This is a genomic window from Streptacidiphilus jeojiensis (genome assembly GCF_042510965.1).
Taxonomy (GTDB): domain Bacteria; phylum Actinomycetota; class Actinomycetes; order Streptomycetales; family Streptomycetaceae; genus Streptacidiphilus; species Streptacidiphilus jeojiensis.
On the sequence record NZ_JBEUKS010000011.1, the window covers coordinates 245,465 to 259,314 of the forward strand.

The following is a 13,850-nucleotide window of genomic DNA, read 5'->3' on the forward strand; positions in this document are numbered from 1 at the left end:
CGGATTGTCAGTGCCGGGTCGTACGGTTGGTTCCGTGAGACCCATCACCGATCTAGAGCGAACAGTGGCGCCCTTCGAGGTCGTCAGCCCCTACCAGCCCAGCGGCGACCAGCCCACCGCCATCGCGGAGCTGGAGCGCCGGATCCGCGCGGGCGAGAAGGACGTCGTCCTGCTCGGCGCGACCGGCACCGGCAAGTCGGCCACCACCGCCTGGATGGTGGAGAAGCTCCAGCGGCCGACGCTGGTGATGGCTCCCAACAAGACGCTGGCCGCCCAGCTCGCCAACGAGTTCCGCGAGCTGTTCCCCAACAACGCGGTCGAGTACTTCGTCTCGTACTACGACTACTACCAGCCCGAGGCGTACATCGCCCAGACGGACACCTACATCGAGAAGGACTCCTCGATCAACGAGGAGGTGGAGCGCCTGCGCCACTCCACCACCAACTCGCTGCTGACCCGTCGGGACGTGATCGTGGTCGCCTCGGTGTCCTGCATCTACGGCCTGGGCACGCCGCAGGAGTACGTCGACCGGATGGTCCAGCTCAAGGTCGGCCAGGAGTTCGACCGGGACGCCCTGCTGCGCCGTTTCGTGGACATCCAGTACACCCGCAACGACGTCGCCTTCACCCGCGGCACCTTCCGGGTCCGCGGCGACACCATCGAGATCTTCCCGGTCTACGAGGAGCTCGCGGTCCGGATCGAGATGTTCGGCGACGAGATCGAGGCGCTGACCACGCTGCACCCGCTCACCGGCGAGGTCATCAGCGAGGACCAGGAGCTCTACGTCTTCCCGGCCTCGCACTACGTCGCCGGCCCGGAGCGGATGGAGCGCGCCATCGCCGGGATCGAGGCGGAGCTGGAGCAGACCCTGGCCACCATGGACAAGCAGGGCAAGCTGCTGGAGGCCCAGCGGCTGCGGATGCGCACCACCTACGACATCGAGATGATGCGTCAGATCGGCACCTGCGCGGGCATCGAGAACTACTCCCGGCACATCGACGGCCGTGACGCGGGCACCGCGCCCAACACCCTGCTGGACTTCTTCCCGGAGGACTTCCTCCTGGTCATCGACGAGTCCCATGTCACCGTCCCGCAGATCGGCGCGATGTACGAGGGCGACGCCTCGCGCAAGCGCGCCCTGGTCGAGCACGGCTTCCGGCTGCCCTCGGCGATGGACAACCGTCCGCTGAAGTGGGAGGAGTTCCTGGAGCGGATCGGCCAGACCGTCTACCTTTCGGCGACCCCCGGCAAGTTCGAGCTGGCCCGCGGCGACGGCCAGGTCGACCAGATCATCCGCCCCACCGGCCTGATCGACCCGGAGGTCGTGGTCAAGCCGACCGAGGGTCAGATCGACGACCTGATCCACGAGATCCGGCTGCGGACCGAGAAGGACGAGCGGGTCCTGGTCACCACCCTGACCAAGAAGATGGCCGAGGACCTCACCGACTACATGCTCGACCTGGACATCCGGGTCCGGTACCTGCACAGCGACATCGACACCCTGCGCCGGGTGGAGCTGCTGCGTGAGCTGCGGGCCGGCGAGTACGACGTGCTGGTCGGCATCAACCTGCTCCGTGAGGGCCTGGACCTGCCCGAGGTCTCCCTGGTGGCGATTCTGGACGCGGACAAGGAGGGGTTCCTGCGTTCGGGCACCTCGCTGATCCAGACCATCGGCCGTGCCGCCCGCAATGTCTCCGGCCAGGTCCACATGTACGCGGACCGGATCACCCCGGGGATGGAGAAGGCGATCGAGGAGACCAACCGCCGCCGCGAGATCCAGCAGGCCTACAACGCCGAGCACGGCATCGACCCGCAGCCGCTGCGCAAGAAGATCGGCGACATCCTCGACTCCATCGCCCGCGAGGACATCGACACCGGCGAGCTGCTGAGCACCGGCTACCGCCAGCCGGGCGGGGTGAAGGGCGGGCGCGGCGCCAAGGCGCCGGTCCCGGCGCTGGGCGCGGCCGGCAAGCGCGGCGCCGCGGACGCCAAGGGGCTGCCGGCGGCCGAGCTGGCCGAGCTCATCGCCGAGCTGACCGACCGGATGCACACGGCGGCGGCCGAGCTGCAGTTCGAGGTGGCCGCCAGGCTGCGCGACGAAGTCAACGAGTTGAAGAAGGAACTACGCCAGATGCGTGAGGCCGGAATGGCGTGAGCGGCCCGCCCGTTCCTTGCGTAGAGTTTGCTGCGGACGCCCGGGTATGCAATCAAGACGGATTGCGATCAAGGCATCCGCGTGTGCCGGGAACGGGGAGGATGTCCACCATGTCGGTGAGTCTGAACAAGGGTCAGAGCGTCAGCCTGGAGAAGGCGGGCGGGGGCACGCTCACAGTGGTGCGGATGGGCCTGGGCTGGCAGGCCGCTCCGCGAAAGGGGCTGTTCGGTCGGCGCGCGCGGCAGATCGACCTGGACGCGTCGGCGGTGCTCTTCGCCGACCACCAGCTTGCCGACGTGGTGTTCTTCCAGCACCTGGTGAGCAACGACGGCTCGGTGCGGCACACCGGTGACAACCTCACCGGTGGCGCCGGCGGCGAGGACGACGAGTCGATCCTGGTGGACCTCTCCAGGGTCCCCGAGCACGTCAACCAGATCGTCTTCACCGTGAACTCCTACACCGGGCAGACCTTCCAGGAGGTCGAGAACGCGCACTGCCGGCTGGTCGACGAGAGCACCGGTCAGGAGCTGGCCCGCTACAGCCTCACCGGCGGCGGCGCGCACACCGGCCAGGTGATGGCGAAGGTCCAGCGGGACACCCACGGCGGCTGGCAGATGTCGGCCATCGGCGCCCCGGCCCGCGGACGCACCTTCCAGGACATGCTCCCGGCCATCGCTCCCTACCTCTGACCTGCGGTTTCCCTTGAGATGCCGGTCCTTTACCTGCGTTTTACCATGCAGTGAGGATGATGGGATCTCGAAGGGGAGTACTCCCTAGAACGATGTTTCCGTCAACACGGCGGCGGTCCGCACCGCGCCCGGAAATGTCGGCCCCGTGCGCGATGCGACCGTAGCTGGTGACGGCGGGGCGGAGGAGACCTTCGGCAGCCCGACACGTTTGCCGAAGGAGCAGTTCATGGACGTTTCCATGGCCATGTGGGCCACCACCATCGGGGTGCTGGTCGCCCTGATCGCCGCCGATTTCTTCATCGGCGGCCGCAAGCCGCACGACGTCTCGCTCAAGGAGGCGGGGATCTGGACCGCCGTCTGGGTCCTGCTGGCCATCGGCTTCGGCGGCTTCCTCTGGTGGCACTCGGGCTCCGCCCCGGCCGGCCAGTTCTTCGCCGGGTACATCACCGAGAAGTCGCTCAGCGTCGACAACCTCTTCGTCTTCATCCTGATCATGGCGAAGTTCGCGGTGCCCAGCATCTACCAGCAGCGGGTGCTGATGGTCGGCGTGCTGATCGCCCTGGTGCTGCGGGCGGCCTTCATCGCCGCCGGTGCCGCGATCATCGCCAGCTTCTCCTGGGTCTTCTTCATCTTCGGGGCCTTCCTGATCTGGACCGCCTGGAAGCTCATCAAGGAGGCCAGGGCCGACGGTGGCGAAGAGGAGGAGGAGTTCGAGGAGAACCGGCTGCTCAAGGCCGTGGAGAACCGCTTCCCGGCGACCGACCGCTACCACGGCACCAAGCTGCTGGTGGTGCAGAACGGCAAGCGGCTGATCACCCCGATGCTGATCGTGATGCTGGCCATCGGCACCACCGACGTCCTGTTCGCGATGGACTCCATCCCCGCCATCTTCGGACTCACCCAGGACCCGTACATCGTCTTCACCGCCAACGCCTTCGCGCTGATGGGCCTGCGCCAGCTCTACTTCCTCATCGGCGGCCTGCTGAAGAAGCTGGTCCACCTCTCCTACGGGCTCTCGGTGATCCTCGGCTTCATCGGTGTGAAGCTGCTGCTGCACGCGCTGCACGAGGCCGGCGCGCACTGGGCCCCGGAGATCGGCATCCCGTTCTCGCTCGGCTTCATCGTGGTGGTGCTGGCGGTGACCACGGTCACCAGCCTGATGGCCTCCCGCAAGGAGGAGCAGCAGATGCAGGAGTCGGAGCGGGAACTGCAGAAGCAGTAGCCCCGAGCAGCGACTTCGGCGCTCCGTTTGTGGAGAGTTGGTGACGGAGCGTCAAAAATCTCTGCAGGACGGTGGCGGGCGGGTTCCGCAAGGAGCCCGCCCGTCAGGCGCGTTGGCGCTAGGCTCGACCCGTGGCGGAGCAGAAGCATGCAGGTGGCGGCGTACTGCTGGAACGTGACGCCGAACTCGACGCCGCCCGTGGCGCGCTGGACAGCCTGGCGGCCAGGGCGGTTCCGGCACGGCCGGGCGAGCGGCTGCTCGTCTACACCGGTGCCGCAGGACTCGGCAAGACCAGCCTGCTCGCCGCGGTCCGCGAGGAGGCGGCCGCGCGGGGGCTGCTGGTGCTGGCGGCCCGTGGCGGGGAGCAGGAGCAGCTGTCGGCCTTCCACGTGGTCCGAGCCCTGCTGAAGCCGCTGCTGGCCGGCCTCGGCGAGGAGGAGCAGCGCGAGCTGCTCGGCGGCTGGAACGACATCGTCGGCCCGGCCATCGGCCTGGCACAGGAGGACGAGGAGTCGGCCGCGGCGCAGCCGGACCCGCAGGGCGTCCGGGACGGCCTGGACTGGGTGGTCACCAACCTGGCGGTCTCCCGGGGGCCGCTGGTCCTGGTGGTGGACGACGCGCACTGGGCCGACGCGGAGTCGCTGAGCTGGCTGGCCTCCTTCGCCAGCCGGGTCGACGGACTGCCGGTGCTGCTGGTCACCGCCTACCGCCCGGACGAACTCCCGGACAGTCCGGCCTCCTTCCGCACCATGGCCGGTGCCAACGGCGCCACTCCGCTGGGTCTGACCGCACTCACCCCGGACGCGGTGGCGGCGCTGGTGCGCCGGATGTTCGGCAGCCCGCCGGTCCGGGTCGAGGACGCCTTCTGCCGCGAGGTGTGGGCGGTGACCGGGGGCAACCCCTTCGAGACGGTCGAACTGCTGGCCAAGGCCCAGGAGCGCGGGCTGGCCGCGGTCGAGGAGTCCTGCCCGCTGCTGCGCGAGGTGGCCGCGGCCACCAAGGGCACCGGACTGGTCGCCCGGCTGGAGCGGCTCGGCGCCTCCTCGGTGCGGCTGGCCTGGGCGGTGTCCGTGCTGGGCATCCACACCCCGCTGGAACTCGCCGCCGCGACCGCCTCGCTGACCCCGGCCGACGCCGCCGAGGCGGCTGACCGGCTGCGCGCGGCCCGCATCCTGACCGGCCATCAGATCCTGGAGTTCATCCACCCGCTGGTCGCCACCTCGGTCTACCGGGGCATCCCGGAGGACCTGCGCACCGCCATGCACGGCCGGGCCGGCTGGGTGGTGCTCGGCGCCGGCAAGGGCCCGATCACCGCGGCCCGGCACTGGCTGGAGATCCCGGCCCAGGGCGACTCCGCGGTGGTGGAGCAACTGCGCTCGGCGGCCCGGGCGTTCATGCAGGCCGGGGCGCCGGAGACGGCGCAGCGCTGCCTGGCCAGGGCGCTGCGGGAGCCCCCGTCGCCGGCCCAGCGGGCCGAGGTGCTGTTCGAGCTCGGCTGCTCGACCCTGCTCTACGACCCGGCGCAGACCGTCGGCCACCTGCGGGCCGCGCTGGAGCAGCCGCAGCTGCCCGACCAGCTGCACGAGGGCATCACGGTCCGGCTGGCGCAGTCGCTCGCGCACAGCAACAGCCTGCTGGAGGCGTCCCGGACCACCGCCGAGGCGGCCGCGCTGGCGGTCTCCGACCAGACCCGGCTGCGGCTGCTGGTCTGGAACTTCATGTGGTGCGCCTTCGACGCCGCCGAGGAGGGCTCGGCGGCCCGCTCCGAACGCCTGGCCGACCTGGCACTGCTGCTGGAACGCGGCGAGCAGACCATCGGCACCGCCGAGCGCTACGTCTTCGGGCTGCGCGCCTGGGACGCCGTGGTCCGCGGCGAGCCGGTGGCCACCGCCATCCACTACGCCGATCTCGCCCAGGAGCAGGGCCTCAGCTGGACCGACCAGGAGTGGGCCTTCGAAGTACCCACCCTGGCCTCGCTGGTGTACATGTTCGCGGACCTCCCGGACCGTGCCGAGGAGCTCTTCGCCAAGGGCATCGCCGAGTACGAGGAGGCCGGCTGGCGCGGGGCCCACCTTGCCTTCGGCCACACCATCCTGGGCTACATCCGCTTCCGCAGCGGCAGCCTGGTCGACGCCGAGCGCAGCGCCCGCGAGGGCCTGTCGATCGCCAACCGGGTCGGCGGCGAGGGCGTGCCGGTGCACTGGTTCGCGGTGGGGACGCTGGCCGCGGTGCTGATGGCGCGGGGCAAGCTGGAGGAGGCCCGGCAGCTTGCCGAGCGCTACCGCTTCCAGGCCCCCTACTCGGCCGCGGTGGTGTTCCCCGACTCGCAGACGGTGCGCGGCGGACTGCTGATCGCCCTCGGCGACGCCGAGGGCGCGGTGGCCGAACTGACGGCCGCCGGCGAGCGGTTGGACCGTCGCGAGATGAGCAACCCGGGCTGGTGCGGCTGGCAGCGGGCGCTGGCCCAGGCCCACGGCATGCTGGGAGACCTGGACCTGGCCCGCTCGCTGGCCGCGGACCAGTTGGTCCGGGCGGAACGGTTCGGCACCGACTCCGCCGTCGGCACGGCGCTGCGCGCGGCGGCCGAGTTCGCCGAGTCGGGCGAGGCCAGGATCGACCTGCTGCGCAGGTCCGTGGACCGGTTCGAACACTGCTCCGCCCCGTACGAGCACACGCGGGCGCTGGTCGACCTGGCGACGGCGCTGCTCGCGGAGGGCCGCGCCAAGGACGCGGCCGAGCAGTTCCGCGCCGCGGTCGAGCTGGCCGAGTCCTGCGGGGCGGACGAGCTCGGCGAGTACGCCCGCCGCGCGCTGGACGAGGAGTAGCGCGCGGCGCCGGCCCACCCCGGCGCCCAGCGCCTGGTGCCCGGCGCCCGGGGGAGTGCCTAGGCGTGCACCGCGTGCAGTGAGCTGACGGCGCGCACCAGCGGCGCCAGCTCCGGGTTCTGCGCGGCGGCGTCCAGGGCCTCCCGCAGGGTGCGCTCATTGGTCGGGCGCGCCTGCTCCAGCAGCGCCAGCCCGGCCTCGGTGACATCGGTGTAGATGCCGCGCCGGTCGGTGGGGCAGAGGTAGCGGGACAGCAGCCCGCGGTCCTCCAGCCGGGAGACCAGCCGGGTGGTGGCGCTCTGGCTGAGCACCACGGCCTCGGCGACCTGGGACATCCGCAGATGGCCGCCGGTGCCGTTGTGCTGCCGGCTGAGCACGTCCAGCAGCGAGTACTCCCGCACGCTGAGGTCGTGCCCGGCCTGCAGGGCCTGCTCGATGTGCGACTCGATCCGTCCGTGCAGCAGCGAGAGGGCGCACCAGCCCTGGGCCAGCGCTGTGAGTTCTGGGTCTGTGGCGGTCATGCCTCGATGGTACGGCACCGCTGCAATAACCAGCGTTTGCAAATAGCCAGCGCTTGCAACTAACCTCGGAGTTCGTACCCAGCTTCCGCACCCCTGGAAGCCCGCACTCCCCGGAAGGCGCATCCATGCCTCTCGCACTCCTCGCCCTGGCCATCGGGGCCTTCGGCATCGGCACCACCGAATTCGTGGTCATGGGGCTGCTGCCGCAGATCGGCGACTCCTTCGGTGTCTCCGTCCCCACCGCGGGCCTGCTGGTCACCGGCTATGCGCTGGGGGTGGTGGCCGGTGCGCCGCTGATGACAGTGCTGGGCACCCGGATACCGCGCAAGCGGATGCTGATGCTGCTGATGGGCCTGTTCATCGTCGGCAACACCGTCTCCGCGCTGGCCCCGGCCTTCGGGGTGATGCTGGTCGGTCGGATCGTCGCCTCGATGGCCCACGGAGCCTTCTTCGGCATCGGCTCGGTGGTCGCCGCCGACCTGGTGGCGCCGCAGAAGAAGGCCGGCGCCATCGCCATGATGTTCACCGGGCTGACCGTCGCCAATGTGGTCGGCGTACCGCTCGGGACCCTGGTCGGACAGCACCTCGGCTGGCGGGCCACTTTCCTGTTCATCGCCGGCCTCGGTGTGGTCGGCCTGATCGGGGTGGCCCGGCTGATCCCGGACCAGTCGCGCTCCGCGGAGGTGCGGCTGCGCCACGAACTCGCCGTGCTGCGCAATCCGCAGGTGCTGCTGGCGATGGCGATGACCGTGCTGGGCTTCGGCGGGGTGTTCGCCGCGATCACCTATGTGGCACCGATGATGACCGGGGTGGCCGGCTTCGCCGACGGTTCGGTGACCTGGCTGATGGCCCTGTTCGGCCTGGGCATGGTGGTGGGGAACCTGGTCGGCGGCCGCTACGCGGACCGTTCGCTGATGCGGATGCTCTATGTCGCCCTCGGCGCGCTGGCCGTGGTGCTGGCGCTGTTCACGGTGACCGCGCACGACAAGGTCGCGGCCACGGTCACCGTCTTCCTGATCGGCGCCCTGGGCTTCGCGACCGTGCCGCCGCTGCAGAAGCGGGTGCTGGACCAGGCGGCGGGGGCGCCCACGCTGGCCTCGGCCCTCAATATCGGCGCCTTCAACCTCGGCAACGCCCTGGCCGCCTGGGTCGGCGGCCTGGTGATCTCGGCGGGCCTCGGCTACACCGCGCCGAACTGGGTCGGAGCCGCCTTCGCCGTCGCCGCGCTGGGCCTGGCCGTGCTCTCGTCCGCGCTGGAGCGCAGGACCGCCCGTGCGACGGAGGAGGCTGACGCGGAGGCGGAAGCGGACGCGGCGGGAGCGGCAGAGTCCGACCGGCTGGCCGGTTCGTCCCTTTTCGCATAGCGTCGCCGCCAGGGGGGCGAATCTGGACGAAAGGGGCAGGCCATGGTGGTCCTGGAGATTCTGGGCTTCTCCCTGGCGGTCATCGTGATCTTCGCCGGACTGGTGTACTTCCTCATCGGCGGACTGAACTACCGCAAGCCGTAGCAGCCGCCGGGGAGCAGCAGTGAGGGAGTGGCAGCGAAACGCAAGGACGCCCCCGCACCGGAGTGCGGGGGCGTCCTCGACGCGCGGCGATCGTCAGATCGTGCGGATGTTCTCGGCCTGCGGGCCCTTCTGGCCCTGCGTGACGTCGAACTCGACCTTCTGGCCCTCGAGGAGCTCGCGGAAGCCCTGCGCGTTGATGTTCGAGTAGTGAGCGAAGACGTCGGCGCCGCCGCCGTCCTGCTCAATGAAGCCGAAACCCTTTTCGGCGTTGAACCACTTCACGGTACCGGTGGCCATATTGGTCTCCTTCTGTCAGGGGCTGGTGCCAGGATCCGCACGGTACGAACCCTGTGTCGCCGGAATGATCACCCTGGTCACGAAGGGACCTGCAAAAGCACGAACGCCCGTGATCGCGATCACGGGCGGCCAAAACTTAGGGAACCACGCACTGCAACTGATCTAGAGAATACAGGGTGCGTACCGGGTGGCGTCAACAGATCCCGGATCCCGGGTCGCACGTGGTGTCGACACCCGGCCGGAGTGTCCCCGGCGCGCGACACGCGCCGGTTCTCGCGTCGCGTGGTCCCGAGGGCGCCCATCGTGTACGGTTTTGCCCTGTAGTAGTCGTGGTTCTCGACGTTTGTACGCCCGTGATCCCGATCGCGGGCTTTTTTGCTGTCCGGGATCCCCCCTCATTCATGGCACGGGCGTGCGGATCGAGTACTCGGAGTCCGCACGGTGCGGTTCCTGCACGACTACAGAGGAGAACGAGAGACATGGCCACCGGTACCGTCAAGTGGTTCAACGCCGAAAAGGGCTTCGGCTTCATCGAGCAGGACGGCGGCGGCGCCGACGTCTTCGCCCACTACTCCAACATCAACGCCCAGGGCTTCCGCGAGCTCCTCGAGGGCCAGAAGGTCGAGTTCGACGTCACGCAGGGCCAGAAGGGCCCGCAGGCCGAGAACATCCGCCCGCTGTAAGGTCCTCCGCTCCCGGGGCCGTCGGCCCCGACCGCGAAAGACCAGCGAACGCCCCGCACCGGTTCCTCCGGTGCGGGGCGTTCGGCTTTCCGCTTTCCGCTTTCCGCTTTCCGCTTTCCGCTTTCCGCTTTCCGCTTTCCGCGTTCGGGGTTCGGGGTTCGGCGGCATCGGGCCAGGCTGCCGGCGTCCCGACGCCCCGGCACCAGGATGTCGTTCCGCAGCCACCTCCCGGTTGCTTCGCGGACCTCGGCAGGTACACGTGTCAGCACTACCGTCCCGTGCCATGACCACCCCCCACCTGCGCAATCACCGTTCCGCCCGTCCCGTCGGCCGGATCGTCCTGGCTTCGGCCCTCGCCCTCGGCGCGGTCGCCTCGGCCGCCACCGGAGCCGAAGCGGCCACCGGCGCGCACCACACGCAGTCCCCGGCCTGGGCCCGCCCCGGCGCCGCGCATCCCATCCCCTTCACCGCCGCCACGGTCACCCGCAACAGCGACGGCAGCTACACCATCAGCTGGGCCGCGACCGGCCTGGACCACGTCACCCTCTACACCGGCAGCACCCAGCAGCACATCGACTACCGCCACGCGGTCGCCCACGGCAAGGGCACCGACAGCGTCACCGTCACGGTGGCCGGCAGCGCCGACCGCCAGTGGTTCCGGCTGGTCCCCAGCCGGGGCGAGGGCCTCACCCTGGCCGACCGCAGCCTGCACCTGGCCTCCGCGCCCAACTTCCGCGACGCCGGCGGCTACCGCACCGCCGACGGCTCCTGGGTGAAGATGGGCGTCGTCTACCGGTCCGGCGACATGTCCAAGCTCACCCAGGCCGACCTGGCCGAGCTGCAGCGGCTCGGCATCCACACCGTCTACGACCTGCGCACCGACTCCGAGGTGGCGGCCGCGCCGGACCAGGTGCCGGCCGGGGCGAAGGACATCAGGGAGAACGTCCTGGGCGCCGCGAACACCGGTTCCTTCAGCTCGACCAGCGCCGCCGAGTCCGTGCAGATCATGCAGCAGGCCGAGGTCACCATGGTCGACTCGGCGTCGGCGCAGACCGCGTACCACGCCGTGCTGTCCGGTATCGCCGACGGCCGCGACCTGAACGTGGTCTACCACTGCAGCGCGGGCAAGGACCGCACCGGCTGGGCCAGCGCCGCGCTGCTCACCGCGCTGGGCGTGCCGGCGCAGACGGTGATGGCCGACTACCTGGCCAGCAACGACTACAACGCCGCCTCCAACGCCGCCACCCTGGCCGCGCTGCCGGCCGCCTACGCGGCGATCTACAAGCCGCTGCTGGCGGTCGACCCGACCTACCTGAACAGCGGCTTCACCGAGGTGCAGCAGCAGTACGGCTCCTTCGGCTCCTACCTGAAGCAGGGCCTGGACCTGGACACCCGGACCCTCGCCGAGCTGCGCTCCCGGCTCCTGGTCGGCTGACCCCGGCCCGACGGCAGGACCCGACCGGTCAGCTCGGGGTACGGCCCCGCGGCGGTCAGCGACCGCCGCGGGACCGGCCTGCCCGGACCCGCCAGGCCCATCCGAGCAGTGCGACCCCCGCCAGGATCACGAGCACCCCGAGCGCCGCGTACTGGCTGTGGCCGCTCATCGTCGAACCGTGCACCGCTCCCGTCCCCTGGGCGACCCAGACCGCCCCCAGGGCGATCAGCAGTACCCCGCCGACTCCACGTACCCACATGAGCCACTCCGCTCCGCATCGGCCGCCCCCACCGGGATCGGCGGTCCACCGAGGGGTACGCGGCCGGGAAGTCAGCGGTTCATTGACGCGCTTTCGGCGGGCGCGGGCGGCAGGATGGAACGCATGAACCACACCGACAGCACCGAGCACAGCGGTCACGGCGGTCATGGCGGCCACGGCGCCCACATCGTGGTCCACCCGCCGACCATGACGACACGCCCGCCCTACCGCGGCGTCGAGATCCTCGGCACCGTGGTGGGGAAGGCCTACAACCTGGCCGACGTCGAGGAGTTCGCCCGCAGAGCGGGGCTGGAGGACATCGACGTGGCCCAGTCCGAGGCAGTGGCCTGGGTCGGCGGCGGACCGGGCTTCTGGGGTGCCGACACGGGGGAGTAGCCGCCCCTAGCGGAAGGCCAGGAAGATCACCGAGGAGCTGGGTATCGCATAGACCTCCGGGTCTCCCGCCCCCGGCGGTGCTCCCCGCTCGTCCTGCCCGGTCGCCTGGGTGTCCACGTAGAGCACGGATCCGCTCGCGGCGACACGGACGTCGGCGAGGCGGTCCAGGCACTCTCCCGGATGGTGCGGATCAGGGATGATCTTGGCGATCAGGCGCAGTTCGCGCGCCGTCCGCCAGTGCAGAGCTGTCATCGTGCGAGTGCTCCGTATCCGCATGGCGTTCGGGTGCTGTTGTGGGCCGCGCAGGGGGCACAACAGGGCCTTGCGGCGATCATCGTAGGAAACCGGGCGGTCCGGGCACTACGCCCATGACGGCACGATTCACTGTTCCATCAGGGGCTGGCAGGGTGCGGCCGAGCCGTCGAGTGGCGGCCGGGACGGTCCGCACCGGTGGCCGGACCGGTACGGACCGCCTGCCACCGCATGCCCTGGAGCGGCGGCGGGAAGCAGCCCCGACGGAGAACCCATCCGCGTCAGGGTGCGTGGGCACAGGCTGCCCCGAGCGGCACGGGGGATCCGGGCGCGCCTGCCTGCCCTCAGGTGACGGAGGACGGGGACCGGGTGGCAAAAGGCGCCATGGTACGGACGTTGCCTTCTACTCCAGGCCCCCTGGCTGGGGGATCGCGCCGATCGCGTGCGCGCAGCCGGGGTCCGGGGCAACGCAGTCAGCATATGACGATCGCCAGTGCGGCGGAAGGGCGCGGTTCCCGGCCGGACGCGGCGGTACCCCGCCGGGCGGGTCACCGCCGCGTCCGGCGCCACCGCACTGACGAGTAGTCATCCCGCGGTCGGCATCGGCTCATCCGGTGTGCGCCGGCCTGCTGAGCGCACGCAGCTGGAAGGCGTGGACGAGGCCGGTCGCGCCGAGCACCAGCAGCCAGATCCCCGCCACCACGGTGAGCACGGTGAGCGAGTTGAACGGCGAGACGATCAGCACGATGCCCGCGATCGCGGTGATCAGCCCGAGGAACAGCTGCCAGCCGCGGGCCGGCAGCCCCTCGGTGGAGATGGCGACGGCCGTCAGCATCACACCCTGGAGCAGCCATCCGAAGCCGATCCAGAGGCCGAGCAGCAGGATGGACTCGGCGGCCCCGCGGAAGCAGATCAGGCCCAGCATGATGCAGACCGCGCCGCTGACGAACCAGACCGCGCGCATCGCCCCGGGCACATGGCTGCCGAACGCCCCGGCGATCTGGAAGACGCCGCTGACCAGCAGGTAGATCCCGAAGAGGATGCCGACGACGGCGAGGGTGGCGTGCGGCCAGACCAGGACCAGCACGCCCAGGACGATCGAGGCCGCGCCCGCGGTCGCGAGCACCTGCCAGGCGGCGTTGGCGAGGGCCTCCACCGTGAGTCCCGAGCGGGTGCCCGCGGTGGGACGGTCACGGTGCGGACCGGAGTAGGGATCGGAGGAGACGCTCATGGTCGGCAACCTCTCGCGCGGCTGTTTGCATGTGGGAGCTATCGTCCCTCCGCCACCGCGGATCCGCCCGTCGGAGACCCGGCAGGTCAGGCGGAGGTGAGCAACTGCGACAGGCCGGTGGACTTGAGGACGTGCTGCAGCAGGGGCGCCGCCCGGACGATGCGCAGCGGGACCCCGTAGTGGGCGGCCTGGCGCTGGGCCCGGATGAACACCGTGAGCCCGCCGCGGTCGCAGAAGTTCACCAGTGCGGTGTCGATCTCGATGCGTCCCACCTGCGGATCGGTCAGGAGGAGCTCCAGGGCTTCGGCGAGCAGGCCGTCGGCCCGCCGGTCGACCCGACCGGAGAGCATGATCTCTGCGGTCCTGGACTCCTCCAT

General features: G+C 70.5%; 14 protein-coding genes. 8 read left to right on the top strand and 6 right to left on the bottom strand.

The annotated features are described in order from the left end of the window. The first annotated feature begins 34 nt into the window (after positions 1 to 34). The 4 genes from uvrB to ABUW04_RS28585 all read left to right on the top strand — a co-directional run bounded on the left by uvrB (position 35) and on the right by ABUW04_RS28585 (position 6,891). Complete coding sequence (gene uvrB, locus ABUW04_RS28570) at positions 35 to 2,155, top strand: excinuclease ABC subunit UvrB (RefSeq protein ID WP_030258813.1); 2,121 nt, start codon at positions 35 to 37, stop codon at positions 2,153 to 2,155. Positions 2,156 to 2,265: 110 nt separating this feature from the next. Next, positions 2,266 to 2,844: a TerD family protein gene (locus tag ABUW04_RS28575; protein ID WP_030258810.1), complete on the top strand. Its 579-nt coding sequence runs from the start codon at positions 2,266 to 2,268 to the stop codon at positions 2,842 to 2,844. A 226-nt stretch (positions 2,845 to 3,070) separates the two neighbouring features. Further along, on the top strand, positions 3,071 to 4,066 hold the full coding sequence (locus tag ABUW04_RS28580) for a TerC family protein (protein WP_380567221.1): 996 nt from the start codon (positions 3,071 to 3,073) through the stop codon (positions 4,064 to 4,066). A 131-nt stretch (positions 4,067 to 4,197) separates the two neighbouring features. Continuing rightward, complete coding sequence (locus tag ABUW04_RS28585) at positions 4,198 to 6,891, top strand: ATP-binding protein (protein ID WP_380567223.1); 2,694 nt, start codon at positions 4,198 to 4,200, stop codon at positions 6,889 to 6,891. Positions 6,892 to 6,950: 59 nt separating this feature from the next. Here the strand turns inward: ABUW04_RS28585 and ABUW04_RS28590 are convergent, their stop codons facing one another. After that, entirely contained in the window at positions 6,951 to 7,412 is a 462-nt protein-coding gene (locus ABUW04_RS28590; RefSeq protein WP_030258803.1) for a MarR family winged helix-turn-helix transcriptional regulator, read from the bottom strand. A gap of 125 nt (positions 7,413 to 7,537) precedes the next feature. On the opposite strand from ABUW04_RS28590, the gene ABUW04_RS28595 reads away from it, so the two are divergent. Beyond that, the gene (locus tag ABUW04_RS28595) at positions 7,538 to 8,776 is read left to right on the top strand and encodes an MFS transporter (RefSeq protein ID WP_380567225.1); all 1,239 of its coding nucleotides are present in this window, start codon (positions 7,538 to 7,540) and stop codon (positions 8,774 to 8,776) included. A gap of 237 nt (positions 8,777 to 9,013) precedes the next feature. On the opposite strand, the gene ABUW04_RS28600 is transcribed toward ABUW04_RS28595, so the two are convergent. Further along, on the bottom strand, positions 9,014 to 9,217 hold the full coding sequence (locus ABUW04_RS28600) for a cold-shock protein (RefSeq protein WP_030258797.1): 204 nt from the start codon (positions 9,215 to 9,217) through the stop codon (positions 9,014 to 9,016). Positions 9,218 to 9,696: 479 nt separating this feature from the next. Here ABUW04_RS28600 and ABUW04_RS28605 point away from each other — a divergent pair, with 479 nt between their 5' ends. Next, entirely contained in the window at positions 9,697 to 9,900 is a 204-nt protein-coding gene (locus ABUW04_RS28605; RefSeq protein ID WP_034090357.1) for a cold-shock protein, read from the top strand. A 283-nt stretch (positions 9,901 to 10,183) separates the two neighbouring features. Continuing rightward, positions 10,184 to 11,335 (top strand): tyrosine-protein phosphatase, encoded by a 1,152-nt coding sequence (locus tag ABUW04_RS28610; RefSeq protein ID WP_380567227.1) that lies wholly within the window; start codon positions 10,184 to 10,186, stop codon positions 11,333 to 11,335. Between the two features lie 55 nt (positions 11,336 to 11,390). On the opposite strand, the gene ABUW04_RS28615 is transcribed toward ABUW04_RS28610, so the two are convergent. Next, positions 11,391 to 11,594, bottom strand: a complete 204-nt coding sequence (locus ABUW04_RS28615) for a hypothetical protein (protein WP_030258793.1) — start codon at positions 11,592 to 11,594, stop codon at positions 11,391 to 11,393. Between the two features lie 123 nt (positions 11,595 to 11,717). On the opposite strand from ABUW04_RS28615, the gene ABUW04_RS28620 reads away from it, so the two are divergent. Beyond that, positions 11,718 to 11,990 (top strand): hypothetical protein, encoded by a 273-nt coding sequence (locus ABUW04_RS28620; RefSeq protein ID WP_232242419.1) that lies wholly within the window; start codon positions 11,718 to 11,720, stop codon positions 11,988 to 11,990. A gap of 6 nt (positions 11,991 to 11,996) precedes the next feature. On the opposite strand, the gene ABUW04_RS28625 is transcribed toward ABUW04_RS28620, so the two are convergent. The 3 genes from ABUW04_RS28625 to ABUW04_RS28635 all read right to left on the bottom strand — a co-directional run bounded on the left by ABUW04_RS28625 (position 11,997) and on the right by ABUW04_RS28635 (position 13,850). Then, positions 11,997 to 12,242: a hypothetical protein gene (locus ABUW04_RS28625; RefSeq protein WP_380567229.1), complete on the bottom strand. Its 246-nt coding sequence runs from the start codon at positions 12,240 to 12,242 to the stop codon at positions 11,997 to 11,999. Positions 12,243 to 12,849: 607 nt separating this feature from the next. After that, positions 12,850 to 13,473, bottom strand: coding sequence for an HdeD family acid-resistance protein (locus ABUW04_RS28630; protein ID WP_380567232.1), 624 nt, complete (start codon positions 13,471 to 13,473; stop codon positions 12,850 to 12,852). A gap of 86 nt (positions 13,474 to 13,559) precedes the next feature. Further along, a complete protein-coding gene (locus ABUW04_RS28635) occupies positions 13,560 to 13,850 on the bottom strand; it encodes an STAS domain-containing protein (protein WP_030258781.1) in 291 nt (96 codons plus the stop codon).

Bases quoted from the DNA above. Each gene is read 5' to 3' on its own strand.
- ABUW04_RS28575 (WP_030258810.1), top strand. From the start codon at position 2,266: ATGTCGGTGAGTCTGAACAAGGGTCAGAGCGTCAGCCTGGAGAAGGCG.
- ABUW04_RS28580 (WP_380567221.1), top strand. From the start codon at position 3,071: ATGGACGTTTCCATGGCCATGTGGGCCACCACCATCGGGGTGCTGGTC.
- ABUW04_RS28590 (WP_030258803.1), bottom strand. From the start codon at position 7,412: ATGACCGCCACAGACCCAGAACTCACAGCGCTGGCCCAGGGCTGGTGC.
- ABUW04_RS28595 (WP_380567225.1), top strand. From the start codon at position 7,538: ATGCCTCTCGCACTCCTCGCCCTGGCCATCGGGGCCTTCGGCATCGGC.
- ABUW04_RS28600 (WP_030258797.1), bottom strand. From the start codon at position 9,217: ATGGCCACCGGTACCGTGAAGTGGTTCAACGCCGAAAAGGGTTTCGGC.
- ABUW04_RS28605 (WP_034090357.1), top strand. From the start codon at position 9,697: ATGGCCACCGGTACCGTCAAGTGGTTCAACGCCGAAAAGGGCTTCGGC.
- ABUW04_RS28610 (WP_380567227.1), top strand. From the start codon at position 10,184: ATGACCACCCCCCACCTGCGCAATCACCGTTCCGCCCGTCCCGTCGGC.
- ABUW04_RS28615 (WP_030258793.1), bottom strand. From the start codon at position 11,594: ATGTGGGTACGTGGAGTCGGCGGGGTACTGCTGATCGCCCTGGGGGCG.
- ABUW04_RS28620 (WP_232242419.1), top strand. From the start codon at position 11,718: ATGAACCACACCGACAGCACCGAGCACAGCGGTCACGGCGGTCATGGC.
- ABUW04_RS28625 (WP_380567229.1), bottom strand. From the start codon at position 12,242: ATGACAGCTCTGCACTGGCGGACGGCGCGCGAACTGCGCCTGATCGCC.
- ABUW04_RS28630 (WP_380567232.1), bottom strand. From the start codon at position 13,473: ATGAGCGTCTCCTCCGATCCCTACTCCGGTCCGCACCGTGACCGTCCC.
- ABUW04_RS28635 (WP_030258781.1), bottom strand. From the start codon at position 13,850: ATGGAGGAGTCCAGGACCGCAGAGATCATGCTCTCCGGTCGGGTCGAC.